This window comes from Devosia sp. UYZn731 (assembly GCF_040546795.1).
GTDB lineage: Bacteria > Pseudomonadota > Alphaproteobacteria > Rhizobiales > Devosiaceae > Devosia.
This window is the reverse complement of the sequence record NZ_JBEPOL010000001.1, coordinates 133,240-157,447: the sequence shown is the minus strand read 5'-3', so window position 1 is coordinate 157,447 and position 24,208 is coordinate 133,240. Positions and strand designations below refer to the sequence as shown.

The window sequence follows — 24,208 nt, the reverse complement described above, 5'->3', positions numbered from 1 at the left end:
GTCCACGCCGTTTGGTAATGACAGAACGGTCAGGCTAAAATAGTAACTCTTGCGCGGAATGGAAAGGGCCTTCATCGCATATGGACGATAGAGCTTCTTACGCGAGCAATCCCGAGCAATCCCGCGGTCGCCTCTTCAGCACCGGACCGAGTCCAACCCGGTCGGAATTCCAGCGTGACCGCGACCGCATCATCCATTCCACCGCTTTCCGCCGACTGCAGCACAAGACCCAGGTCTTCCTGCAACACGAGGGCCGCCACTATCGCAATCGGCTGACCCATACGCTCGAAGTCAGCCAGATGGCGCGCTCCATCGCCCGCGCGCTGGGGCTGGACGAAGACCTGGCCGAGGCCGTCGCGCTGTCGCATGACCTCGGCCATACGCCGTTCGGCCATGCCGGCGAGCGCGTCTTGCATGACAAGATGGCGGCGTTTGGCGGCTTTGATCACAATATCCAAGCAATCCGCGTCGTTACACGACTGGAAAATCGCTACGCCGAGCATGATGGCCTCAATCTTACCTGGGAAACGCTCGAGGGCATTCTCAAGCACAATGGCCCGCTGCTGACGCCCGATGGCGCGCCCTTCGGCAAATATGCCCAGGAAGGCCTGCCCAGCGGCCTGGACGACATCCCGGCCAGCGCCGACCTCTTGTTGTCCACCTATGCCTCGCTCGAAGCCCAGACCGCCGCTATTGCAGACGATATCGCCTATAACGCCCACGACATCGACGATGCCCTGCGTGCCGGCCTCATCGTCCTCGATGATCTAGCCGATGTCCCCTGGGCCGGCCCCATCGTGCGCGAGGTTGTGGCGCTTTATCCCGATGTCGCCCCCAAGCGGCAGGCGCACGAAATCCAGCGGCGGCTGATTACCCGCTCCATCGAGGACGTCATCAGCACCACTCGCGCCAATATTGCTGCCAGTAACGTGGTCACCCCAGACGACGTTCGCCATGCAGGCCGGACGCTGGTGTCATTTTCTCCGGAAACAACAATAGCCGAACGCGGCCTCAAGCAGTTCCTGTTCGACCGCGTCTATCGCCACCCGTCGGTCATGGTTCCGGTGCGCGAGGGCGAGGCGATCGTAGGTGCGCTGTTCGATCGCTACATCGCCAGCCGGGACCTGCCTGGCCGCTGGCGCATCGCCGCGCAAGTCGAATCGTCACCCGACGCACTGGCCCGCGTGGCCGCCGACTTCATCGCCGGCATGACAGATCCATACGCCCTGGACGAATATGCCCGCCTGTTTGACGCTCGCCCGGAATTCCGTTAACCCGGCCAGACTTACACAGTCAGGTTTATCATGGACGTTTTCGCCCTGTTCGCATCGCGCGTCGCCAACGCGCTCAAGGTTCTCTACCCCGAAGTCGGCGCCGACTTGCTGGCCCGCATCGTGGTCGAGCCGCCGCGCGACGCCGCCCATGGCGATCTGAGCACCAATGCCGCCATGGTCGTCGCCAAGCCGCTGGGCAAGAGCCCGCGCGAAGTCGCCACGGCACTGGTCGAACATTTCAAGCATGACGCCGACGTGACGTCTGTGGAGGTGGCCGGCCCCGGCTTCATCAATTTCCGCCTCGCCGACGCCATCTGGCACCAGGTGTTGCGTTCCGTCGCCGCGCAGGGCGCCGACTACGGCCGCTCTAATCTGGGCGGCGGCGAAGCCGTGAACATCGAGTATGTTTCGGCCAATCCGACCGGGCCCATGCATGTCGGCCACACCCGCGGCGCGGTGTTCGGCGACACGTTGGCCTCGCTCATGGCCTATTCGGGCTATGAGGTGACGCGCGAATATTACATCAACGACGCCGGCAGCCAGATCAACACGCTCGCCGGGTCTGCCTTCCTGCGCTACCGCGAAGCGCTGGGCGAAACCATTGAGATTCCGTCCGGTTTTTATCCGGGCGACTACCTGATCCCGGTCGGGCAGGCGCTCAAGGCCGAGTTCAGCGACACGCTGCTGGCCATGCCGGAGCCCGAGATGACCGCGATCGTCAAGGATCGCGTCATTGCGGCCATGCTAGAGCTGATCAAGTCCGATCTGGCTTTGCTCAACATCCATCACGATGTGTTTTTCTCGGAGCGCCAGCTGCACGGGCAGGGGGGCGATGTCGATCTGACGCTCGAATGGCTGCGCGCCAAGGACATGGTCTATCAGGGCCATCTGGAGCGCCCCAAGGGCGGCGACACCGATGGTGACTATGAAGACCGCGAACAGACCCTGTTCCGCGCCACCAATTTCGGCGATGACGTCGACCGAGCGCTGATCAAGTCGGACGGCTCATACACCTACTTTGCCGCCGACATCGCCTATCACCGCAACAAATTCCTGCGCGGCTTCAAGCACATGATCAACGTGCTGGGCGCCGATCACTCGGGCTACGTCAAGCGGTTGCAGGCAGCGGTCAAGGCCGTTTCGCTCAATGCTGCCGACATGGACGTGCGCATCTGCCAGCTCGTGCGGCTGATGAAGAACGGCGAGCCGTTCAAGATGTCCAAGCGCTCCGGCGACCTCGTCACCCTGGCCGACGTGGTCGAGGAAGTCGGCGCCGACGCGACTCGCTTCATGCTGATGTTCCGGCGTAACGATGCTTCGATGGACTTCGACTTTGCTTTGGTGAAGGAGCAGACCCGCGACAATCCGGTATTCTACGTCCAGTACGCCCATGCCCGGACGTTCTCGATTTTCCGCAATGCGGGTAAAGAACTGCCGGCACTGGATTTTTCCGCCGAGGCCCTCAAGGTCGCCGAGATCGAGCGCATCGTTACCAGTGCTGAATTGGACCTGATCCGGGTGCTCGCTGCCTGGCCTAGAACGGTCACCGCAGCGGCTATTGCGCATGAGCCCCATCGTATTGCATTCTATGTACATGACTTGGCAGCCGCGTTTCACGGATTCTGGGCCAAGGGCAAGGATGATGTGCAGTTACGCTTTGTTAACGCCGAAGATCCAAAGCTGACTTTGGCACGACTCGCCCTGGTCAACGCCGTCCGTCAGGTCATCGTCAATGGTCTGACAATATTAGGTGTCTCCGCGCCCGACGAGCTTTCATAATTCGGGCGCAATAGTGTGATGACTGGCGAAAAATGCCCGGAATGGGCGCCGTTTCAGCAACTTTAGAGGGCGCTGCTAACATGACGACAGGCAAACCGCAGCAGATGTCCAACGAATCGAATTCTTCGGACGATCTGATAGCCGAGCTGTCCAAGCTGATGGCTCAGGATGCTCACGGGAACCGCCAGGACGTTAAGCCGCCGCAGAATGCCACGCCTGCTTCCGATTTTTCCGCGCGGCCGACGCCGGTTACCGCCCCTTCGCCCGAAGGCCAGGTGACCCCATTCGCCGTGCGCATTCCCGGCGCCGCGCCGTCGCCGGCAGCTGAACCCGCTCCCGCGGGCCTGACCCCACGCTTCGATTTCAGCCGCGCTGCCGAGCCGGTCGCCACGATTGCGCGCCAAGAACCGTCCTTCGGTCCCGCACCGGTCGCGGCGACGCCCCCGCAGCCCGTGCCGGCGCCGGAAGCGGCCAGCGCGGACGAGCCCGCGCCGTTTCATTTCGATTTCAATTTCGACGAGCCGTCGCCGCAGTCCACCTCGCAGTCGCAGGCCGTGGCGGAGTCTGCCCCTGCGCCGGCGGGACTTCTGGCCGCCGATGAGCACGATGCTATTGCCGATCTGATCGCCGCAGAGCTGCGCGGCGACATGGCTGCGGCCGCCGCGCCGGCTGCGGCTGCCGAACCTGCCCCGGTCCAACCTGCGCCGGAACAGATTGTGGCTGCGGCGCCCGAAACGGTAAAAGCTCCGCAACCCGCAAAGGCCAGCGAGCCGCCCAAGGTTGCGTCGTGGGCGCCGACCGCGGTCACGCCCAATATGTCAGATCGCCCGGTCCAGACCCGTCCCGCGCTGCGGCCCGTCAATCTGACGCCGCTGCACAAGGCTGAAAATGCCGCCAGCGACACGTTCCGTATTCCGCCGGTGTTCGGCCTGGGCACGACGCCGCCCGCTGCCAACGTCGCTCCTCCTGCAGTGGCGCCGGCTCCCCTAGCTGCTGCGCCAACGCCTGAGCCAGTGGCTCCAAAGCCGCGCGCCGAGCATGGCTACCTGTCGCCGCTGCCGGTCGAACCGCCCATGGCCCCGCCCGCCAATGACCTTGAGGCCGGCCGTGATCCAATCGACGAAATTGAAAGCCTGATTGGCCGCGCCGTCCGTGTCGAACTCGATACCGACCGCGATCAGCAGCCACAGCCCCGTCCGCCTGCCGCGCCCGCCTTGCGTAGCCTGGCGACGCCCACCATGCCGCAGCCCGTGCCCCACGCGGTATCGAGCGCCGACGAGACCATTATGGCCGCCGCCGCCGCGACTGGCGCCGAGATCGGCTGGGTCAACCACGAGGACGATCGGTCCGCCGTGACCATGGAGGAGCCGCAGCGCCGCCGGGATCGGGCGCCGCGTCGCTCCGGCATGCTTCGGGCCTTCGCTGGTCCGTTGGTCGCCGTGGCATTGCTGCTGGCCGCCGGCTTCGGCCTCTATTCCGTGCTCGGCCTCGGCGGCACCGATGGCCCCGCGCCGGTCCTCGTCGCCGATACTGCGCCGATCAAGCAGGTCCCCGAAGCCAAGGGCCCCGTCGAGCAGTTGCAGCAGTCCATCGTGTTCAACGAAATGGACGGCGTTGTCCCCGGCGCCGAGGAACAATTGGTGTCGCGCGACCAGGCCGACGTGAATGAAGTCACCGCCATTCCGCCGACCGCCGCTGTCACCGACGAAGGCCTGGCCAACCGCAAGGTCCGCACCGTGACCGTCCGCCCGGACGGCTCCATTGTCAGCGGCGAAGACAGCGTCGCGGGCGCCGCCATCCTGCCCGTCGATCGTCCTAATGTGCCGGCCGTTCCGGGCGCCGGAACCGCCAGCCCGGCGCTGCTCGCCAGCGCCAATGCCACCGAACCGACACCCGCTCCGGTGGCTGCCCCGGCCCCTGTTGCGGCCGCGCCGGTGACGCCGCTGGTGCCCGGCACTGAAATCGCCGTAGTCGATCCCGCTGGCGCCCCTGTCGCCGGCAAGACCGCTCCGGTTCCCTATGCTCGCCCCGCCTCGGTTGGTGATGCGCCGGCGACGGGTCCGGTGACTGCCGTCGTAGACACGCCGCAGGCGAGCCTGCCAACGCCGGCTCCGACGCAAAATCTGGCCGCCCCCAGCGCCAATACCCAGCAGCCGGCAGTCGCTCCGGCCCAGCCGACCAGCAACGCCGCCGCCTATGCGCAGCTCTCCTCGCAGCGCTCGCCCGAGGTTGCCCAGCAGGTGGCCAACGACCTGTCGGCGCGTTATGCCTCGCTGCTCAACGGCGCAAAACTTGAAATCACGCGCGCTGATCTGGGCGAACGTGGCACCTATTACCGCGTGCGCGTTCCCGCCGCGTCGCAGGCCAGCGCCGCGCAGTTCTGCGCCAGCGTCGTTGCCAGCGGCGGCGATTGCGTCGCCATGTAATTTGCCTTGGGGCAAGGGCATTTGCCCGCCCCACCACGCTTGACGCCCCCGGTCCCAGCGGCCAAGCTTCGCACGGTAATTAACCTGCGGCCCCTTTCCCCATGACGAGTGCTCCGACCGATTGGTTCGATGCTCCCGCGCCTCCGGCTGCGGACGACGTCATGTATGTCGATGTCGATGGCTACGAAGGCCCGCTCGACCTGCTGCTCGACCTGGCCCGCCGGCAAAAGGTCGATCTGGCCGCTATCTCCATTTTGGCCTTGGCCGAGCAATATCTCGCCTTCATCGAAACCGTGCGTGAGCAGCGCATCGAGGTTGCGGCCGATTATCTGGTGATGGCCGCCTGGCTGGCCTACCTCAAATCCCGCCTGATGGTGCCCCAGGCGCCCAACGACGACGAACCCTCCGGCGAAATGCTGGCCGCCATGCTGCAATTCCGTCTGAAGCGGCTAGAAGCCATGCGCCGCGCCGCCAACCAGTTGATGAATCGCCCGCGCCTCGATGTGCAGGTCTTTGCCCGCGGCGCTCCCGAGCAGATCGAGATCGCGCGCAACAATATTTGGGAAGCGAGCCTGTTCGACCTGCTCAAGGCCTACGCCACCAATCGCGAGCGCGGTATCTCGACTGATTATTCCCCCTTCGTGCGCACGGTGTGGTCGTTGCAGGATGCGCGCGATATTCTCCAGCGCCTGATCGGCGACAGCTTCGATTGGGTGCCGATGGATAGTTACCTCGCGCAATATCTCACCACTCCGGAGGAGCGCGCCACCGTGCGTGCATCCAGCTTCGCCTCCAGCCTCGAACTGGTGCGCCAGGGCAAGATCGACCTGCGCCAGACGGAGGTGTTTGGCCCGCTGTTTATGCGCCGCAGCAAGAGTGACCCGCGGTGAACGACAATGACGACGACCACGACGAGGTGGCCGAGCGCAATCTGCGCATTCTCGAAGCGCTGCTGTTTGCTTCGGCCGAACCGCTCGCGTCGGCCGATATGAAAATATACCTGGGGCAGGGCGCCAATGCGGAGGCGCTGCTGGCCGAACTCTCGCGCCGCTACGCGCCGCGTGGCGTCAACCTGGTGCGCCGCGGCGACAAATGGGCGTTCCGCACCGCCGACGATCTGGGCTTTTTGCTGCGCCGCGAAAGCCACGAGACCCGTCCGCTGTCTCGCGCGGCCCTCGAGACGCTGTCGATCATCGCCTATCACCAGCCCGCCACAAGGGCCGAGATTACCGAAGTGCGCGGTGTCGATACGGGCAAGGGCACGCTCGATCTGCTGATGGAGGCCGGGTGGGTGCGCATGCGCGGCCGCCGTCGTACCCCGGGCCGCCCGGTGACCTATGGCACCACCGATGCCTTTCTCGATCATTTCGGGCTGGAGAGCCTGGGTGACCTGCCGGGCCTTGAGGAACTCAAGGGCGCGGGCCTGCTGTCAGGGCGCCTGCCGTCCACGCTGCAAATCCCGCTGCCCTTCGACGGCGAGCTTCGAGAGGACGAGGATCCGCTCGATCCGGACGACCTTGACGGCGGCTCCGATTTGGAGGACGACGCTGGCAATTAAGCGGATTGCCAACACGTTCTTGTGTTAGGGCGCGATTAAACCTATTTCTCATCCTAACTATCGATGTATCGCGTTCTGAAGAAGTTCAAGGGAGCCTGAAAAATGCACGCGCCAGGAATTTGGGGCATACTGATCGTCGCCGTCGTCGTCATCCTGCTGTTCGGTCGCGGGAAGATTTCCGGCGTCATGGGTGAAGTCGCCACCGGCATCAAGGCCTTCCAGAAGGGCATGAAAGACGACGAGAAGCCGGCGGAACGCGTCACCACGACGACCGCCGATATCGATGCTCGCGAAGTCGATCGCAGCAAGGACGCTTAAGCGCGCCCATGTTCGTAGCGGCCGGTTTCCGGCCGCTGGGTCATCAAGGAATAAGAACATATGCTCGGCTTAGGCTGGACAGAGATGCTGGTTATCGGCGTCGCGGCGTTGATTTTCATCGGTCCGAAGGACTTGCCTGTCGTCATGAAGCGCCTGGGCCAGCTCACCGGCCAGATTCGCCGCATGGGCAACGAGTTCCAGCGCGAGATCAACAAGACCACCGGGCTCGATGAAGTGCGCAACCTGCGCAACGCCATCACCCAGCCCCTCAAGCAGACCACCGACCAGATCCGCAAGGATTTCAACGCCATGACGGCGACGGGCGAGGTAAAGCCCAGCGGCCTGATCAAGCCCGCCGATCCCAAGGTCGAAAGCGTGGTTGATGAAATTCATGCGGCAGCCGGCATCACCCCGCCGGTCATGACGCCGCTCAAGGAAGTCGAGGCCGTAAAGCCCGTGGCCAAGAAGGCTCCGGTCAAGGCGGCCGTTGTGGCCAAGAAACCCGCTGCCAAAAAGGCTCCTGCCAAAGCCAAGCCTGCTCCAACCAGCCCGGTGACCACCACCGAACTCAAAATTCTCGAAGCGGTGCCCGCGCCGGCCGAGTCGCAACCTGTCGACATCAAGCCGGTCGCTCGCAAGCGCACGCCCAAGGTCGCGTCCGGCAATACCGTTCCGGTCCTGCCCACCGAGCCCGCCGACTCGCCGGCCGCCCCGACCCCACGGGCCCGCGCCCCGCGCAAGCCCAAGACACCACAAGCGAAAGCCGGAACCGAATAAACCATGGCCGACGCAAAGCTGCTCGAAGACAAGTCCAAGGAACCCGTCGATGAACTCGCGGGTAGCGAAGCGCCGCTGCTCGAGCATCTGATCGAGCTGCGCAAGCGCCTGATCTATTCGGCAATCGCGCTGGTCATCCTGATGATCGGCTGCTTCATTTTCGCCGGCCAGCTCTATGACCTGCTTCTGCAGCCCTATCTCAAGGCCGTTCCCGGCACCAAGTTGATCACCACGGCGCCGCAGGAACAGTTTTTCACCTATCTCAACGTGGCGATGTTCTGCGCCATTTTCCTCGGCTTCCCCATCGTCGCCAGCCAGATTTACATGTTCGTGGCCCCCGGCCTCTACAAGCACGAACGGCACGCCTTCATTCCGTATCTGGTCGCCACGCCGGTGCTGTTCTTCCTCGGCGGGTGCCTTGTCTATTTCGCCGTGCTGCCGATGGCGCTGCATTTCTTTGCCAGCATGCAGACCGACCACATCGAGATGATGACCAGCGCGTCCGAATATCTCGGCTTCGCCATGACGCTGATTCTGGCCTTCGGTGTCTGCTTCCAATTGCCGGTCGTACTGACACTCCTGGCCCAGATCGACCTGATCGACGTCAAGATGCTCAACCACGGCCGCCGCTACGCCGTCGTCGGCATCCTGATCTTCGCTGCCTTCATCACGCCGCCCGATCCGATCTCCCAGATCGGCCTCGCCGTGCCGATGTACCTGCTCTACGAAATCTCGATCATCTCTGTCCGATTGGTGGAACGCCGCCGGGCTCGCGATGAGGCCGCACGAGCTGCTGCGGAAAAAGCTGAGTCGGAATAGGCGACCCCTCATCCGCCCTTCGGGCACCTGCTCCCACGAGGGGAGAAGGTGCCCGGCGGACGTGCCAAGAGTGGAGCCACCCCTCTCCCTTTGTGGGAGAGGGACTGACATTTCTGCGTTCAGCAGAAATGTCAGGGTGTGGGGTACCGCACCGTCCGCATACACCTTAGGGATTGCAGCTTCCCCCGCGCATCCTTAGACATGCATCCAACATCGTCGTCGGCCCACCGGGCCCAAGCTAGAGGCGGGGCCGTGTCCCCGGCTGAACATGTTCGATATCAAATGGATCCGCGCCAATACCGAAGCCTTCGACGCGGCCTTGTCGCGTCGCAAGGGCATCACCACCCGCTCCGCTGACCTGCTGGCCATCGATGACCGCCGCCGCGACATCATCGTCCGCCTCAACGAAGCCCAGGAAAAGCGCAACGCGCTGTCCAAGCAGATCGGCCAGGCCAAGGCCCAGAAGGACGAGGCCAAGGCCGCCGAGCTGATGGCCGAAGTCGCCCGCCTCAAGGACACCATTCCGGCTGGTGAAGCCGAGGAACGCGCCGTCGAACTCGAACTGCGCAACGCCCTCTCGGTCCTCCCCAATATCGCTTTCGACGATGTGCCCGATGGCACGGACGAAGCCGGCAATGTCGAATATTTCGGCCGCAACGGCTCTCCCGAAACCGCTGCCAAAATCCGCGCGCCCAAGCCCAGCTTCGCCTTCGCCCCCAAGGAGCATTACGAAGTCGGCGTCGCCGCCAATGGCAATATGGATTTCGAAATTGCTGCCAAGCTCTCCGGTAGCCGCTTCGTCGTGCTGAAGGGGGAGGTCGCTCGCCTTGAACGCGCCCTCGGCCAGTTCATGCTGGACCTACACACCAATGAGCACGGCTATCTCGAAGTCCAGCCGCCGCTGTTGGTGAAGGATGATGCACTGTTCGGCACCAACCAGTTGCCCAAGTTCGAAGATGACCTGTTCTTCGCCCCGCATGGCGATAGCCGCCTCGCGCTCATTCCCACCGCCGAAGTCCCGCTGACCAATATGGTCCGCGAGTCCATCCTCCCCGAAGAGGAACTCCCGCTGCGCTTCACTGCGCTGACCCCGTGCTTCCGCTCCGAAGCCGGCTCGGCCGGTCGCGATACGCGCGGCATGTTGCGCCAGCATCAGTTCAACAAGGTCGAGATGGTGTCGATCACCACGCCCGAAACCTCGGTGGACGAGCATGAGCGCATGCTGACCTGCGCCGAGACCGTTCTGCAAAAGCTCGGCCTGCATTACCGCGTCATGAACCTGTGCACCGGCGATCTCGGCTTCGGCGCCAAAAGGACCTATGACCTCGAAGTCTGGCTCCCCGGCCAGGATACCTATCGGGAAATTTCCTCGGTCTCGGTCTGCGGCGATTTCCAGGCCCGCCGCATGGATGCGCGCTACCGCCCCGCGGGCGAAAAGCAGGCGCCGCGCTTCGTCCACACGCTCAACGGCTCTGGTACAGCCGTCGGCCGCTGCCTGATTGCCGTGCTGGAAAATTACCAGCAGGAAGACGGCTCGGTGCTCGTGCCCGACGTGTTGCAGCCATATATGGGCGGCCTCAAGTCGATCGGCGGCCGCTAATGGCCCCGCGCATCCTCATCACCAATGACGACGGCGTGGATGCGCCCGGCATCGCCGTGCTCCAGGCCATCGCCGCCCAGATCAGCGACGATGTCTGGACCGTGGCGCCCGATAGCAACCAGAGCGGGGCAGGGCATCGCTTTACCCTCCGCCGCGAACTGACGATCGACCAGCGCGCCGATCGCATCTTCGCCATTACCGGCGGCTCGCCCGCCGATTGCGTCGTCGCCGGCATGACGCACATCCTGGGAGACAAGCGCGCCGACGTGGTCCTCTCCGGCGTCAATGCCGGCCAGAACCTTGGCGACATCATCCACGCCTCGGGCACGGCGGCGGGCGCCCGCGAGGGGGCTTTGCAAGGGGCCATCGCCATCGCCATGAGCCAATCCATCGATTTCGAGGAAGGCCGCGAAATCCTCTGGGAAAACGCCACGATCCACGGCGCCGCCACCGTCCGGGCGATCCTGGCTGCCCATGCGGGCGAGGACATCTATTACAACGTCAATTTCCCCGCCTGTCCGCCCGACGAGGTGACCGGCATCAGCGTGGTGCCCCACCAGCGCTTCTCCCGCTCGCCTTTTGGGTATTACGCCAGCCACAACGAGGGCAAATTCTTCGTCGCCATTCCTGAGACGCCGTTGCCGCTCAATCGCGAGCATGATTTCGAGGTCATGCGCAAAGACAACGCCATCACGGTGACGCCGCTGTTGTTGCAGCAGACCGATATGGGTGTCGTGGCGCGGCTACAGGGCAAGCTGCGGCTGTAACTCGTGCTTCAGTCGACACCTCCCCCTACAGGGGGAGGATCAAGGTGGGGTATCTTGCTACAATTTGGGCTCCCACGCCCCCACCCAACCTCCCCCTCGAGGGGGAGGGGCGGCTCAGTGGCGTAGGCAAGATGGCGCCTCCGCTCTTAACCTTACCCAATCGCGAATCCGGTCCCACCAATTTCACGCAAATCGCATCGGCTTTAAACTCGTCTTTACCTTACCGGCCTAGTCTCTGACTTGTGTTGAGTACCTGCGTACGAGTAAACTGATGAGTATCCGCGTATCCCGTCGGGCGCTGCAAAGCGCCGCAGCGATTGCAGGCATCATGGTTGGGGCGGTTGCCCTGTCAGGATGCGCCTCTGTCGGTGGCCGTGCCTTCGGTGACAGCACCGTCACCGGGTCAGCCGGCCAGTCCAGCCCCTCCAATCTCAATCAGCCCATGCCCGGCTCGCTCGGCGCGCCGAACATGCAGGTTGCCGATAGCCAGTTCCTGCCCCCGGCCAATGTGGGCGGCTTTGCACCGCCCCAGCAGAATTGGTCGCAGCAGCAGTCGTACAACCAGCCTATGGGCGGCATGACTTCGCCCATTTCGAGCGGGGGCGTGTCCTCGCAAAACCTTCCAGTCCTCGGTTCCAATTCCTCAATGGGAAATCAGCAAGCCATGCAACCTCAGCAGAACCTTGCCCCGGTTGCAGCTATGCCAATGCCCGCTGCCCTGGGTGCACCAGCCGCAATGCCAGCGCCCCAGCTGGCCGCAGCGTCTGGCACTGCCTATACCCACCAGATCGCCAGCGGCGAATCCCTCTATACCATCGCCCGCCGCTACGACGTGACCACCCAGGCAATCGTGCAGGCCAATGGCCTTGGCTCCCCCGACAAGATCGTCGTCGGCCAGCGCGTCATTATCCCGGGCCGTGCCGACCTGTTGGCCACCAAGGGCCCGCAGGCCGCGCCAGTCCAGCTCGCCTCCGCGGCTCCGGTTCTCGGCAGCCAGCCAATGCCCTTGGGTACAAGGCCGGCTGCCCAGCCTGCTCCGCTGCAGGCGACGCTTCCGGCTAGCCCCGCTGTCACCTCGCCGATCCAGCAGCAGCCGGCTCCCGCAGTGGTGCAACAGGCCAGTGTCCAGCAGCCTGTCTCCGAGCCGGTCATGTCGGGCAGCGACAAGTTCCGCTGGCCCGCCAGCGGTCGCATCATCACGGATTTTGCCAGCTCCAAGGGCACCGGCATCAATATCGAAGTGCCCGAAGGCTCGCCGGTCAAGGCCGCTGAAAACGGCACCGTGATCTATGTCGGCTCGGGCGTCGAAGGCTATGGCAACCTCATCCTGCTGCGCCATCCAAACGGGTTCGTGTCGGCCTATGCCCATCTCAAGTCGATGTCGGTGGCCAAGGGCGACACCGTCAATCGCGGCGACGGCATCGGCACTGCCGGCATGACCGGCTCGGTCTCCAAGCCGCAGCTCCACTTCGAGCTACGCAAGGGCGCCACCCCGGTCGATCCGGTCCCGCTGCTCGCCAGCTAAACAGTTACGAGGCCACTCGTAATGAAAATCCCCGCGCAAGCGGGGATTTTTGTTTTCACCTCTCCCTTGGGGGAGAGGTCGGCGCGCAGCGACGGGTGAGGGGGCCTTTCCTGGGTGAGATGCTGGGGAAAGGCCCCCTCACCCGACCCAAGAGGGTCGACCTCTCCCCCAAAGTGAGAGGTGAAGCTCAAGCACTCTTGCCCATTTCCCCCGCCAGTGTGCGCACCAACTGGATCGCCACGCGCCCAGACCTTGCTCCGCGTGTCGCGGCCCATTCGATCGCCCGCGCCCGCAGCGTCTCGTCGTCGATCTCCAGCCCATAATGGTCCGCGTAGGTCCGCACCATCGTCAAAAACGTCGGCTGGTCGCAGTTGTGGAAGCCCAGCCACAGCCCGAACCGGTCGCTGAGCGAGACCTTTTCCTCGACCGCCTCGCCGGGATTGATCGCCGTCGAGCGCTCATTCTCGATCATGTCGCGCGGCATTAGGTGACGCCGGTTGCTGGTGGCATAGAACAACACATTGTCCGGCCGCCCCTCGAGGCCACCATCCAGAATGGTCTTGAGCGACTTGTAGCTGGTCTCGCCATTGTCGAAGCTCAGGTCGTCGCAGAACACGATGAACCGCTCGTCCTGCTTGCCGATAATCCGCATCAGCGCCGGCAGCGTCTCGAGGTCCTCCCGCGCGATTTCGATCAGCACCAGCCGTTCGAAACCCTCGCGCTCGCCGATGTCGGCGTGGATTGCCTTGACCAGCGAACTCTTGCCCATGCCGCGCGCGCCCCACAGCAGCGCATTGTTGGCGCCATGGCCGCGCGCGAACTGTTCGGTATTGCGCAACAGGATGTCCTGTACCGCGTCGATTCCCTTGAGCATGGCCAGCGGCACCCGGCTCACGCGCGGCACCGCCATCAACTGTCCGGCACCGGCATCCCAGTGATAGGCGTTGGCGTCGCCAAGTCCGCCTTCGCCGGCATCGGACGCAGGGCGCATCGCCGCCAGCGACTGTGAGATTTCGGCCAGTGCGCCAGCAATTTGCACCAGATAGTCTTTGCTCTTCACGTCGGTCGTTCCACTTCAATCCGCGTCATTATGTGTCCCCGGAATGCCTTTGCAATCGCAGGGGGGCAAATGTATAGTCCGCGCGATTTTGACCGGGGCGCAAGTGCACATTGCCCCAAATGCGTCCAGTCCACGCGCGCAAGCGTTGTCGGGTCCTGTCGCGTCCCTCCCAAGCAAAAACAATGAAAAAGGAGCTCGCCTCATGTTCGTTACCCAAGCTTATGCCCAAGCCGCTACCGGCGCCGCTGCCGCCCCCACCGGCGGCATGACCGACATTCTCGTCCAGCTGGCGCCCATCCTGCTGCTGGTCGTCATTTTCTACATGCTGATCTTCCGCCCGCAGCAGAAGCGCGTAAAGGCCCAGCAGGCCATGCTCGGCGCGATCCGTCGTGGCGATACCGTCGTCACCACCGGCGGCATCGTCGGCAAGGTCACCAAGGCTGTCGATGGCGAAGATCTCGAAGTCGAGATCGCCACGGGCGTCAAAGTCAAGCTGGTGCGCGGCATGATCTCGGACGTTCGCTCCAAGGCCGAGCCGGTCAACGACAACAAACCCGCTTAATTAGCGGCGGCTAATGCCGGGGCCGATGGCTCCGGCTTTTTCTGTCTTCAGGACACCCCCAGATGCATTTCTCGCCGATCCGCACCGCCATCATCGCCGTCGTTGCCATAGTCGGGCTGCTGCTCGCTATTCCGAGCTTTCTGAGCAAGGACCAACTGGCCGCTTGGCCGGGTTTCCTGCCGCATCAGACGGTGGTGCTGGGTCTCGACCTGCAGGGCGGCTCGCATCTGCTGCTCCAGGTCAACAAGCAGGGCATCATCACCGAGCGCGTCGGCGAATTGCGCCGCGACGCCCGCACCGTGCTGGCCAACGATAACGGCATCGGCAACCTGATCACGCTCAACGCTGCCGGCAACGGCATCGAAGTCGAGCTGACCGACCCGACCCAGAAAGCCGCCGCCGTCGCCGCCCTGGCCACGCTGCAGAATACCGTCTCCAATTCAATGTTCGCCGTCGGCGGCGTCAGCGAGCTGGAATTCGGCGAGACCCCCGATGGCAAGCTGACCGCCAGCCTGACCGATCAGGGCGTCGCCGAGCGCATGTCTTCGCTGGTCGCCCAGTCGATGGAAGTGATCCGCAAGCGCGTTGACGAACTGGGCACCACCGAGCCGCAGATTCAGCGCCAGGGCACCGACCGCGTGCTGGTCCAGGTTCCCGGCTTCGAGGACTCCACCCGCCTCAAGGACATCATTTCGCGCACCGCGCGCCTCACATTCCACATGGTCTATCCGGGCCTGACGGCCGATCAGGCCGACGCCCAGGGCCTGCCGGCCGGCACCTATATCCTGCCCAGCAATGATGGCGGCCGCGAACTGCTCTATGAAGATGTGGCCATCGGCGGCGAGTCGCTGGTCGATAGCCAGCCCAGCTTCGACAGCCAGCGCGGCATTCCGGTCGTCAGCTTCAAGTTCGATACCCGTGGCGCCGTCACCTTCGGGCAGATCACTTCGGCCAATATCGGCAAGCGTTTTGCCATCGTGCTCGACGATCAGGTCATCACCGCCCCGGTCATCCAGTCCGCTATCACCCAGGGCACCGGCCAGATCAGCGGCAGCTTCACCACCCAATCGGCCAACGATCTCGCCGTGCTGCTGCGCGCCGGTGCATTGCCGGCCTCGCTCGACATCGTCGAAGAGCGCTCGGTGGACGCTAGCCTCGGCGCCGATTCCATTAAGTCCGGCATGATCGCCGGTATCGTCGCCGCTGTCGGCGTGCTGAGCTTCATGGTCATCGCCTACGGCCTGTTCGGCGTCTTCGCCAACGTCTCGCTGGTGCTCAATATCGTGTTGATCTTCGGCGCCCTGTCGGCGCTTGGGGCCACGCTGACCTTGCCGGGCATTGCCGGTATCGTGCTCACCATCGGTATGGCGGTCGACGCCAACGTGCTGATTTACGAGCATATCCGCGAAGAGCAACGCGCCGGGCGATCGCCGCTGCAGTCGATCAATTCAGGCTTCAGCCGCGCCTGGACCACGATCATCGATTCCCACCTGACCCAGCTGATCGCCGCCACGGTGCTATACTTCATGGGCTCGGGTCCGGTGCAGGGCTTTGCCGTCACCCTGGCGCTGGGCATTTTGACCTCGCTGTTCACCTCCTACACGGTGACCTTGTGGTTGGTCGGCATCTGGTTCCGCGCCCGTCGTCCCAAGACGCTGAAGATCCAGCATTTCCGTTTCATCCCGGATGGCACCAAGATCCCGTTCATGAAGATCTCGCGCTATGTGATCATCTTCTCGATCGTGATGAGCATCCTCTCGATCGGTTCGGCCTACTTCAAGGGCTTCAACCTGGGCATTGACTTCATCGGCGGCACCGCCATTGAAATCCAGCATGTCGGCGGCCCCGCCGATGCCGGCCAGGTGCGCGAATTGCTCGATGGTCTGGGCTTGGGCGAAGTGCAGGTCCAGGGTTTCGGCACTCCCACCGACGTTCTCGTCCGCGTCCAGGCGCAGGAGGGCGGCCAGGACGCCGACCAGGTGGCCGTGACCAAGGTCCGCGAGGCCCTGGCCACGCAGAGCTACGAAATCCGCCGCACCGAGGCGGTAAGCGGTACGGTGTCCGGCGAACTGGCCTATAAGGGCATCATCGCGGTCATCGTCGCCCTGGTGGCGATCCTGATCTACATCTGGGTCCGTTTCGAGTGGCAGTTCGCCTTGGCGGCGGTCACCACGACGACGCACGATATCATCATGACCATCGGGCTGTTCTCGATTACCGGATTGGAGTTCAATTTGACCTCCATCGCGGCGGTCCTGACCCTTGTGGGTCTCAGTTTGAACGAGACCGTCGTCATTTCCGATCGTGTTCGCGAAAACCTGCGAAAATACAAGAAGATGCCACTACCGGAACTGATCGATCTGTCGATCAACCAGACCATCGTGCGCACCTCGCTGACCTCGTTCACCGTGTTCCTGGCGCTCGTGCCCCTGGTGCTGTTCGGCGGCGAAGTCATCCGCAGCTTCACCATCGCCATGACCTTCGGCATGCTCGTCGGCATGTACTCCTCGATCATCGTCAACGGCCCGATCCTAATCAATTTCGGTCTCAAGGCCCGCGCCGATATCCCCGAGGACAAGAACAAGCTCAAGAACTCCGAAGGCGCTCAAGTCTGATTGATGATCGACCGGGAGGCCACGCCTCCCGGTCCGTACCTTACCCGCCGGCAGGACCCGCCCCTGCGGGAATGACCCGGTGAAAAGTATCGCGCTATGAACGACGCCGGCCATTATCCTCAGCAAGTCATGATCGACGCCTATGGCAATCACGGCTTCCGCTTCGCCGACATGTCCCATCGCGGCTCATTACTGTGCCTGCCAACCGGCATGTTCGCCTGGGACGTGACCACAGCCGCCGAGATCACGCTGGATAGCCTCGCACCCGTCCTCGCTGTTGCCGATCAGATCGATGTTCTGTTCATCGGCCTGGGCAAAGACATTGCCGCCATCGACCCGGCTATCCGTACTGCCTTCCGCGAGCGCAGCGTCATCATCGAGGCCATCGCCACCGGCGGCGCCCTGCGCACCTATAACGTGCTGATGGCCGAACACCGCGCGGTCGCCGCCGCCCTCATCGCCGTCGACACGGCGCGGTGATGGCCAAGGTCTCGTTCACCCATGCCGCCGAATCTCTGCGCGCCAGCGACCATGACCGCTTCCTCTCGACCCTGATTCTCTCGGGCCCTCACCGAGATGGCGTTGTGGCTCTCTACGCCTTCAACGCCGACGTCGCTTCGATCCGCGACCGCGTGTCCGATCCGGCCCCCGGCGAAATCCGGCTGCAATGGTGGAACGATGCGCTCGAAGGGCAGGGGCACGGCGCCATCCGCCAAAACCCCGTCGCCGACGCGCTGCTCGATACCATCGCGGCCTACAATATCCCTATCGGCACGCTGCAGCGCCTGCTCGGCGCCCGCCGCTTCGATCTCTATGACGATCCGATGCCCGACCTGCCGACCTTCGAGGGCTATGCCGGCGAAACAGCCTCGACGCTCTATCAGCTCGCCGCCATGATCCTCAACAATGGCGAATTGATCGAGGCCGGCGACGCGGCGGGACACCTCGGCGTCGCCCATGCGCTAATCGGCCATCTGCGAGCCTTCGGCTACACGGCGTCTCAGGGGCGCATCATGCTGCCCTGGTCCATCTTCGTCGCCAACGGTGTTCAGGAACGCGAAATCTTCTCTGGCACCCAAAGCGAGGGTCTGCACGAGGCACTGGGGCAGGTGACCGAGCTCGCCCGTGACCACCTCGCCAAGGCCGAAACCGCAATCGCCATTTTGCCGACAGCGCTGCGCCCCGCCTTCGCACAAACCGTTGTCCTGAAAGCTCAACTCGCTTTGCTTGAGCGCCGCGCCAACCCCTTCGAGCCCGCCGCCGACGATGCCGACTGGCGCAAGCTGACGCGTCTGGCTTGGTGGACGTTCCGGAACCGCTAAAGCCCAGCGCCGAGCGCCACGAACTCTCCCGTCAGCCGCCCGGCCTCGCGTCCCTCAAACTCCAGCACCGCGCCAATCGAAATCCGCGCACGCCCCTTGCGACTGAGCATTTTCACAAAGCCCTCCCAGTTCGCGCCCGCCTCGAAATACGACCGCGCCGTGAATGCTCCAGAGATCGGGGCCAGATAATCCATCGTGTTACGCTGGATCACCACGCGGCTCGCCAGGCCAGCAGCCGTCAGCCGCAAATGCAGCAGCGACCAGCACGCCAATATCGCCACCGCCGACGCGCTGCCGCCAAACACCGTCTCCCGATGATTGATATTTGGCGCCAGCGGCGCATTCAGGGTAACGCCATCATCGGCAATGGAGATCACGCTCACATCCATCGCCTTGGACAGCGGAATATGATCGTGCAGATAGGTTTGCAGCTCGGACGGTGTCATGCGTCACCTCGATGAAGCAGGCTAGGCCCAGTCCCCGATATCCACCAGCGCTCGGCCGGTAATCGCCCGCCGCTTGGCGATGACCTTGTCATTGCCCTTCCACTTGACGCCTTCGGGCTTGACCACCTTCACTTCGGGAAACAGCCCGAAATTGACGTTCATCGGCTGGAAGCTGCGCGCGCCCGAATAGGCCTCGCCCTCGATATGCCCACCGGTAACGTGCCCAATCAGCGCGCCCAGCGCTGTCGTTACCGGCGGGGTCGCCATGACCTCGCCGCGCGCTTCTGCCGCCGCCAGCCGCCCAGCCACCAGCCCGATGCTGGCGCTTTCGACATAGCCCTCGACGCCCGTCACCTGGCCGGCAAAGCGAATGCGCGGATCGGCCTTCAGCTTCAGATCCGGCCCCAACACCTTGGGCGAATTGAGGAACGTATTGCGATGCAGCCCGCCCAGCCGCGCGAATTGAGCGTTCTGCAAACCAGGGATCATGCGGAAAATCTCCGCCTGGATGCCGTAACGCATCTTGGTCTGGAACCCCACCATGTTCCACAGCGTGCCTAGCGCATTGTCCTGCCGCAGTTGCACGATGGCATAGGCCTTGACCGTTGGATTGCGCGGATTGGTCAGCCCCACCGGCTTCATCGGCCCATGCCGCAGCGTCTCGCGCCCGCGCTCAGCCATCACCTCGATGGGCAGGCAGCCGTCGAAATACGGCACCTTTTCCCAGTCCTTGAACTCATGCAGGTCGGCCCCCAGCAGCGCATCGACAAAAGCGCCATACTGCTCCTGATCCATCGGGCAATTGAGATAATCCGCCCCGTTGCCCGACGGCCCGACCTTGTCATAGCGCGACTGCGCCCAGACGATGTCCATGTCTATGCTGTCTTTATGCACGATCGGCGCAATAGCATCGAAGAACGCCAGCGCGTCTTCGCCGGTCAGCGACTGGATACCCGCGGCCAAAGCCGGCGAGGTCAGCGGCCCCGTGGCAATGATCACATTGTCCCACTCGGCCGGCGGCAGGCCTTCGACCTCCGCCCGGTCGATGGTGATGTTCTTGTGCCCCTCGATCGCCGCCGTCACCGCTGCCGAGAAAGCGTCTCGATCCACGGCCAGCGCCCCGCCGGCGGGCAGGGCATTTGCATCGGCCATCCGCATGATTAGCGAGCCGCAGCGCCGCATTTCCTCATGCAACAAGCCGACGGCGTTCTGGTCCTTGTCGTCCGAACGGAAGCTGTTGGAGCAGACGAGCTCCGCCAGCCCATCGGTCTGGTGTGCGTCGGTGCCGCGGACCGGGCGCATTTCGTGCAGCACGACCTTGACCCCGGCCTCCGCCGCCTGCCACGCCGCTTCCGATCCGGCGAGCCCGCCGCCGATGATATGAATGATGTCTGTTTTTGCCATGGCTGGCAGATATCAAGCTGGCCGGGAGAGTGCAACTGGCGATGAGTTGTGCTTATGATTCAGGCGGTTCGGTAAAGTGCCGCGAAATACTGCACAAAGAAAAACGCCCGCATCTTAGAAAGAAGCGGACGTTCGGTTTAGTGTGAAAACTAGTCTAGCGCGGGCAGGCTTACAGCGAAGACGCATGGTCGCGGGCGATACGATTGATATCGGTGCGCGAAATGCCCAGGTCGTTGAGCTGGCGATTGTCGAGAGCAGCGAGCTCACGAACGGTCTGCTGATAAGCGGCCCACTTTTTGAAAGTCTTGCGAATGTCCATTTGAAGTCTCCTTGCGTTTACGAGGATATATCTAGTGGGGTTTGGTCAAGATGAGCAGTGGGCCATTTATCAATGAAGCTATGCGGTCTACGCGGGTCTTTAACCAAGGGCATTCACCCGGCGTTAAGCTTGGCAGAATGGCAACGGCCGCCGGAGGGAGGTCCGGCGGCCGCGCAAACTCACGATTGACTGAGATCAGCGGTCGAACAGACCGCGCGTCATCTTCTGGAAGTCAGGGGCGCAAAGCCCCAGTGGGTCGACATCTCGCGGCGAGGGAATGTCCATTTCCCGCAGCGCTTGCTTGATGTCGACCAAGCGCTTGGAACGCCAGACGGCACGCACAAACATCAACAGATTCCCTAGGCTTGGTTACGACTTTAGCAGCATGAGCCGATTTTTGCCGCCACGCCATGCCGTAAACGTCGATCACGGCATGCGTCGATCGCATGGCATTTTCACAATTCTGTCGTGAAATAGCCCGTATGGCGTATTGGTCAAGAATCCAGCATGCTGGATTTCTTGTTGCACCACCGAACTATTCAGCCGCCTTGCTGGCAAAGTTCTGCCGCCGCGACATCACATCCTTCAAGAACATCCCGGTATGCGAGCGGGTATTCTCCGCAATAGTCTCGGGCGTACCGACGCCGACAATCTCGCCGCCGCCATCACCACCCTCAGGGCCGAGATCGATGACCCAGTCCGCGGTCTTGATGACTTCCAGGTTGTGCTCGATGACGATGACGGTGTTGCCGCCATCCACCAACTCGTGCAGCACCTCGAGCAGCTTGGCCACGTCGTGGAAATGCAAGCCCGTCGTCGGCTCGTCCAGCATGTAGAGCGTTCGCCCGGTCGCCCGCTTGCTGAGTTCCTTGGAGAGCTTGACGCGCTGCGCCTCGCCGCCCGACAGGGTAGTGGCCGGCTGGCCGACCTTGACATAACCCAGGCCCACCCGCTGCAGCGTAGCGAACTTCTCGCGGATGGTCGGCACGGCCGAAAAGAAGTCGACGCCTTCGTCGATGGTCATGTCCAGCACGTCGGAGATCGACTTGCCCTTGAACTGCACTTCCAGCGTTTCGCGATTGTAGCGCTTGCCCTTGCAGACATCGCAGGTGACGTAGACGTCGGGGAGGAAGTGCATCTCGATCTTGAGGACGCCATCGCCTTCGCACTTCTCGCAGCGGCCGCCCTTGACGTTGAACGAGAACCGGCCCGGCCCATAGCCGCGCTGCTTGGACTCGGGCAGGCCGGCAAACCATTCGCGCAAGGGCGTAAAAGCGCCCGTATAGGTGGCGGGGTTGGAGCGCGGGGTGCGCCCGATCGGGCTCTGGTCGATATCGATGACCTTGTCGAGGAATTCGAGGCCGGTCAGCGACTCGTGCGGCGCCGGCATGACGCGTGCGCCGTTCAGGCGGCGCGCAATGGCCGTGTACATGGTGTCGATCATCAGCGTCGACTTGCCGCCACCGGAAACGCCCGTGATGGCCACGAACATGCCCAGCGGCACATCGACGGAAACATTCTTGAGATTGTTGCCGGTCGCGCCCTTCAGGCTCAAAGCCTTGCCCTTTTTGGCCTTGCGTCGCTCGGCCGGAATCGGAATGCCCATGCGGCCGCTGAGATACTGGCCGGTCAGGCTATCGGGACTCTTGAGGATATCCTCGGGCGTGCCTTCAGCGACGATATGGCCGCCATGCACACCGGCACCGGGGCCGATATCGACCACATAGTCGGCGGTCATGATGGCGTCTTCGTCATGCTCGACAACGATCACCGTATTGCCGATGTCGCGCAGCCGCCGCAGCGTATCGAGCAGGCGGGCGTTATCGCGCTGATGCAGGCCGATGGAGGGCTCGTCGAGCACGTACAGCACGCCGGTGAGGCCCGAGCCGATCTGGCTGGCGAGGCGAATGCGCTGGCTTTCGCCGCCCGACAGCGAGCCGGAATTGCGCGCCAGCGTAAGATAATCGAGCCCCACATCGTTGAGGAAGTTCAGGCGCTCGCGGATCTCCTTGAAGATGCGTTCGCCGATCTGCCGCTGGTTGTCGTTGAGCTTGGCGTTCAGCGTCTCGAACCATTCCGACGTCGCCCGGATGGATTTTTCGGTGACCTGGCCGATATGCAGGCCATCGATTTTGACCGCAAGCGTTTCCGGCTTCAGCCGATAGCCACCACAACCCGCGCACGGCGCCTGCGACATGTACTTTTCGATCTCTTCGCGCATGCCGGCGCTTTCGGTCTCCTTGTAGCGCCGGTCCAGATTGCCGATCACGCCCTCGAAGGGCTTGGAGGTCTTGTACTGCCGCAAACCATCGTCATAGACGAAATTGACCGCTTCCTTGCCGGTGCCATAGAGCACGGCGTGCTGAACTTCGAACGGCAGTTCGTTCCAGGCGGTGCCGGTCGAAGCGCCAAAATGCTTGGCCACCGCATCGAGCGTTTGCAGGTAATACGGCGCCGAAGTCTTGGACCATGGCAGGATGGCCCCGTCGCGCAGCGACAGGCTGGCATCGGGAACGATCTGGTTGGGATCTATCTTCTGCTCGGTGCCCAGGCCATCGCAAACCGGGCAGGCGCCAAATGGATTATTGAACGAGAACAGCCGCGGCTCGATTTCGGCAATGGTGAAGCCGGAAACGGGGCAGGCGAATTTTTCCGAGAACGTGACCTGGCGCTGCGTGCCGTCCTCGGCCTTTTCATCGGCGAATTCGATCAGGGCAATGCCATCGGCCAGCTTCAGCGCCGTCTCGAAGCTTTCCGCCAGGCGGCCGGAAATATCGGGACCGACAACGATACGATCGACCACCACCTCGAGATCATGCTTGAGCTTCTTGTCGAGGACGGGAGCCTCCTCGATCTCGTAATATTCCCCGTCGATCTTGACGCGCTGAAAGCCCTTGCGCATCAGGTCGGCCAGTTCCTTTTTGTACTCGCCCTTGCGGCCGCGCACCATCGGCGCCAGCAGGAACAGGCGCGTGCCCTCGGGCAGCTCCATGACCTTGTCGATCATCTGCGACACGGTCTGGCTTTCGATCGGCAGGCCGGTCGCAGGCGAATAGGGAATGCCGACGCGGGCGAACATCAGGCGCAGGTAGTCATAGATTTCGGTGACCGTGCCCACCGTCGAGCGCGGATTGCGCGAGGTGGTTTTCTGCTCGATGGAAATCGCAGGGGACAGCCCTTCGATATGCTCGACATCGGGCTTCTGCATCATTTCGAGGAACTGCCGCGCATAGGCGGACAGGCTCTCGACATAGCGGCGTTGGCCCTCGGCATAGATGGTGTCGAACGCCAGCGACGACTTGCCGGACCCGCTCAGCCCGGTCATCACGATCAGGCTGTCGCGCGGCAAGCGCACGTCGATGCCTTTGAGATTATGCTCGCGCGCCCCACGGACGATGATTTCGCGGTTCTGGCTGGGCTTTGGCGTCATGATCGTATCCATGGCTCGGGCGCACACAGGAGAGCGCCTCGGCAGATATAATAGGGTATGGCGAGCGGGGTAAGCCGCAGAAATAAGAACAAGGCATGCATCTTGCAAGTTCCACTTCGGCTGGTCGGCGGATGGTCGTCGTCACCATGCCGTGTAGGAGAACATCGGCCGCCCAGGATTCGGAACATAAAAGGAACAAATGCGGAT

At 63.1% G+C, this 24,208-nt stretch carries 21 protein-coding genes; 15 read left to right on the top strand and 6 right to left on the bottom strand.

Annotated features, from left to right (window positions below; genetic code table 11):
• Positions 1-80 precede the first annotated feature (80 nt).
• The 11 genes from ABIB57_RS00705 to ABIB57_RS00655 all read left to right on the top strand — a co-directional run bounded on the left by ABIB57_RS00705 (position 81) and on the right by ABIB57_RS00655 (position 12,843).
• Positions 81-1,274: a deoxyguanosinetriphosphate triphosphohydrolase gene (locus ABIB57_RS00705; RefSeq protein WP_354037943.1), complete on the top strand. Its 1,194-nt coding sequence runs from the start codon at positions 81-83 to the stop codon at positions 1,272-1,274.
• A gap of 30 nt (positions 1,275-1,304) precedes the next feature.
• Positions 1,305-3,053, top strand: a complete 1,749-nt coding sequence (gene argS / locus ABIB57_RS00700) for an arginine--tRNA ligase (protein WP_354037942.1) — start codon at positions 1,305-1,307, stop codon at positions 3,051-3,053.
• A 104-nt stretch (positions 3,054-3,157) separates the two neighbouring features.
• Positions 3,158-5,479 carry an SPOR domain-containing protein gene (locus ABIB57_RS00695; RefSeq protein ID WP_354037941.1) on the top strand — a complete coding sequence of 774 codons (2,322 nt, stop codon included), beginning with the start codon at positions 3,158-3,160 and terminating at the stop codon, positions 5,477-5,479.
• Positions 5,480-5,580: 101 nt separating this feature from the next.
• Positions 5,581-6,369 carry a segregation and condensation protein A gene (locus tag ABIB57_RS00690; protein ID WP_354037940.1) on the top strand — a complete coding sequence of 263 codons (789 nt, stop codon included), beginning with the start codon at positions 5,581-5,583 and terminating at the stop codon, positions 6,367-6,369.
• Positions 6,366-7,037 carry an SMC-Scp complex subunit ScpB gene (scpB, locus tag ABIB57_RS00685; protein WP_354037939.1) on the top strand — a complete coding sequence of 224 codons (672 nt, stop codon included), beginning with the start codon at positions 6,366-6,368 and terminating at the stop codon, positions 7,035-7,037. The genes ABIB57_RS00690 and scpB overlap by 4 nt, the downstream gene beginning before the upstream one ends.
• A 102-nt stretch (positions 7,038-7,139) precedes the next feature.
• On the top strand, positions 7,140-7,355 hold the full coding sequence (gene tatA / locus ABIB57_RS00680; protein WP_299721865.1) for a twin-arginine translocase TatA/TatE family subunit: 216 nt from the start codon (positions 7,140-7,142) through the stop codon (positions 7,353-7,355).
• Positions 7,356-7,415: 60 nt separating this feature from the next.
• A complete protein-coding gene (gene tatB / locus ABIB57_RS00675) occupies positions 7,416-8,132 on the top strand; it encodes a Sec-independent protein translocase protein TatB (RefSeq protein ID WP_354037938.1) in 717 nt (238 codons plus the stop codon).
• 3 nt (positions 8,133-8,135) lie between these two features.
• Positions 8,136-8,951, top strand: a complete 816-nt coding sequence (gene tatC, locus ABIB57_RS00670) for a twin-arginine translocase subunit TatC (protein ID WP_354037937.1) — start codon at positions 8,136-8,138, stop codon at positions 8,949-8,951.
• 268 nt (positions 8,952-9,219) lie between these two features.
• Positions 9,220-10,551: a serine--tRNA ligase gene (gene serS, locus ABIB57_RS00665; protein WP_354037936.1), complete on the top strand. Its 1,332-nt coding sequence runs from the start codon at positions 9,220-9,222 to the stop codon at positions 10,549-10,551.
• Entirely contained in the window at positions 10,551-11,318 is a 768-nt protein-coding gene (surE, locus tag ABIB57_RS00660; protein WP_354037935.1) for a 5'/3'-nucleotidase SurE, read from the top strand. Before serS ends, surE begins: the two co-directional genes overlap by 1 nt.
• 271 nt (positions 11,319-11,589) lie before the next feature.
• Entirely contained in the window at positions 11,590-12,843 is a 1,254-nt protein-coding gene (locus tag ABIB57_RS00655; RefSeq protein ID WP_354037934.1) for a peptidoglycan DD-metalloendopeptidase family protein, read from the top strand.
• 187 nt (positions 12,844-13,030) lie between these two features.
• On the opposite strand, the gene ABIB57_RS00650 is transcribed toward ABIB57_RS00655, so the two are convergent.
• Entirely contained in the window at positions 13,031-13,903 is an 873-nt protein-coding gene (locus ABIB57_RS00650) for an ATP-binding protein (protein WP_354037933.1), read from the bottom strand.
• A gap of 202 nt (positions 13,904-14,105) precedes the next feature.
• Here ABIB57_RS00650 and yajC point away from each other — a divergent pair, with 202 nt between their 5' ends.
• From yajC to ABIB57_RS00630, 4 genes are all read left to right on the top strand, one after another.
• On the top strand, positions 14,106-14,465 hold the full coding sequence (gene yajC, locus ABIB57_RS00645; protein ID WP_299721851.1) for a preprotein translocase subunit YajC: 360 nt from the start codon (positions 14,106-14,108) through the stop codon (positions 14,463-14,465).
• Between the two features lie 62 nt (positions 14,466-14,527).
• Positions 14,528-17,080, top strand: a complete 2,553-nt coding sequence (gene secD, locus ABIB57_RS00640) for a protein translocase subunit SecD (protein WP_354037932.1) — start codon at positions 14,528-14,530, stop codon at positions 17,078-17,080.
• 96 nt (positions 17,081-17,176) lie between these two features.
• The gene (locus ABIB57_RS00635) at positions 17,177-17,560 is read left to right on the top strand and encodes an Mth938-like domain-containing protein (RefSeq protein ID WP_354037931.1); all 384 of its coding nucleotides are present in this window, start codon (positions 17,177-17,179) and stop codon (positions 17,558-17,560) included.
• Complete coding sequence (locus ABIB57_RS00630) at positions 17,560-18,402, top strand: phytoene/squalene synthase family protein (RefSeq protein WP_354037930.1); 843 nt, start codon at positions 17,560-17,562, stop codon at positions 18,400-18,402. The genes ABIB57_RS00635 and ABIB57_RS00630 overlap by 1 nt, the downstream gene beginning before the upstream one ends.
• On the opposite strand, the gene ABIB57_RS00625 is transcribed toward ABIB57_RS00630, so the two are convergent.
• From ABIB57_RS00625 to uvrA, 5 genes are all read right to left on the bottom strand, one after another.
• Positions 18,399-18,848 carry a thioesterase domain-containing protein gene (locus tag ABIB57_RS00625; RefSeq protein WP_354037929.1) on the bottom strand — a complete coding sequence of 150 codons (450 nt, stop codon included), beginning with the start codon at positions 18,846-18,848 and terminating at the stop codon, positions 18,399-18,401. The two genes, ABIB57_RS00630 and ABIB57_RS00625, sit on opposite strands and share 4 nt — an antisense overlap.
• Positions 18,849-18,869: 21 nt before the next feature.
• Entirely contained in the window at positions 18,870-20,252 is a 1,383-nt protein-coding gene (trmFO, locus tag ABIB57_RS00620) for a methylenetetrahydrofolate--tRNA-(uracil(54)-C(5))-methyltransferase (FADH(2)-oxidizing) TrmFO (protein ID WP_354037928.1), read from the bottom strand.
• 169 nt (positions 20,253-20,421) lie between these two features.
• A complete protein-coding gene (locus ABIB57_RS00615; RefSeq protein ID WP_081917282.1) occupies positions 20,422-20,571 on the bottom strand; it encodes a DUF1127 domain-containing protein in 150 nt (49 codons plus the stop codon).
• A 195-nt stretch (positions 20,572-20,766) separates the two neighbouring features.
• Positions 20,767-20,919, bottom strand: a complete 153-nt coding sequence (locus ABIB57_RS00610; protein ID WP_354037927.1) for a hypothetical protein — start codon at positions 20,917-20,919, stop codon at positions 20,767-20,769.
• A gap of 187 nt (positions 20,920-21,106) precedes the next feature.
• Positions 21,107-24,001, bottom strand: a complete 2,895-nt coding sequence (uvrA, locus tag ABIB57_RS00605; RefSeq protein WP_354037926.1) for an excinuclease ABC subunit UvrA — start codon at positions 23,999-24,001, stop codon at positions 21,107-21,109.
• Positions 24,002-24,208 lie beyond the last annotated feature (207 nt).

Coding starts and splice junctions, on each gene's coding strand:
- serS (WP_354037936.1), top strand. CDS start 9,220: ATGTTCGATATCAAATGGATCCGCGCCAATACCGAAGCCTTCGACGCG.
- secD (WP_354037932.1), top strand. CDS start 14,528: ATGCATTTCTCGCCGATCCGCACCGCCATCATCGCCGTCGTTGCCATA.
- tatA (WP_299721865.1), top strand. CDS start 7,140: ATGCACGCGCCAGGAATTTGGGGCATACTGATCGTCGCCGTCGTCGTC.
- yajC (WP_299721851.1), top strand. CDS start 14,106: ATGTTCGTTACCCAAGCTTATGCCCAAGCCGCTACCGGCGCCGCTGCC.
- ABIB57_RS00690 (WP_354037940.1), top strand. CDS start 5,581: ATGACGAGTGCTCCGACCGATTGGTTCGATGCTCCCGCGCCTCCGGCT.
- uvrA (WP_354037926.1), bottom strand. CDS start 24,001: ATGACGCCAAAGCCCAGCCAGAACCGCGAAATCATCGTCCGTGGGGCG.
- ABIB57_RS00695 (WP_354037941.1), top strand. CDS start 3,158: ATGTCCAACGAATCGAATTCTTCGGACGATCTGATAGCCGAGCTGTCC.
- ABIB57_RS00655 (WP_354037934.1), top strand. CDS start 11,590: ATGAGTATCCGCGTATCCCGTCGGGCGCTGCAAAGCGCCGCAGCGATT.
- ABIB57_RS00610 (WP_354037927.1), bottom strand. CDS start 20,919: ATGTTTGTGCGTGCCGTCTGGCGTTCCAAGCGCTTGGTCGACATCAAG.
- surE (WP_354037935.1), top strand. CDS start 10,551: ATGGCCCCGCGCATCCTCATCACCAATGACGACGGCGTGGATGCGCCC.
- ABIB57_RS00615 (WP_081917282.1), bottom strand. CDS start 20,571: ATGGACATTCGCAAGACTTTCAAAAAGTGGGCCGCTTATCAGCAGACC.
- ABIB57_RS00635 (WP_354037931.1), top strand. CDS start 17,177: ATGAACGACGCCGGCCATTATCCTCAGCAAGTCATGATCGACGCCTAT.
- tatC (WP_354037937.1), top strand. CDS start 8,136: ATGGCCGACGCAAAGCTGCTCGAAGACAAGTCCAAGGAACCCGTCGAT.
- trmFO (WP_354037928.1), bottom strand. CDS start 20,252: ATGGCAAAAACAGACATCATTCATATCATCGGCGGCGGGCTCGCCGGA.
- ABIB57_RS00630 (WP_354037930.1), top strand. CDS start 17,560: ATGGCCAAGGTCTCGTTCACCCATGCCGCCGAATCTCTGCGCGCCAGC.
- tatB (WP_354037938.1), top strand. CDS start 7,416: ATGCTCGGCTTAGGCTGGACAGAGATGCTGGTTATCGGCGTCGCGGCG.
- ABIB57_RS00625 (WP_354037929.1), bottom strand. CDS start 18,848: ATGACACCGTCCGAGCTGCAAACCTATCTGCACGATCATATTCCGCTG.
- ABIB57_RS00705 (WP_354037943.1), top strand. CDS start 81: ATGGACGATAGAGCTTCTTACGCGAGCAATCCCGAGCAATCCCGCGGT.
- argS (WP_354037942.1), top strand. CDS start 1,305: ATGGACGTTTTCGCCCTGTTCGCATCGCGCGTCGCCAACGCGCTCAAG.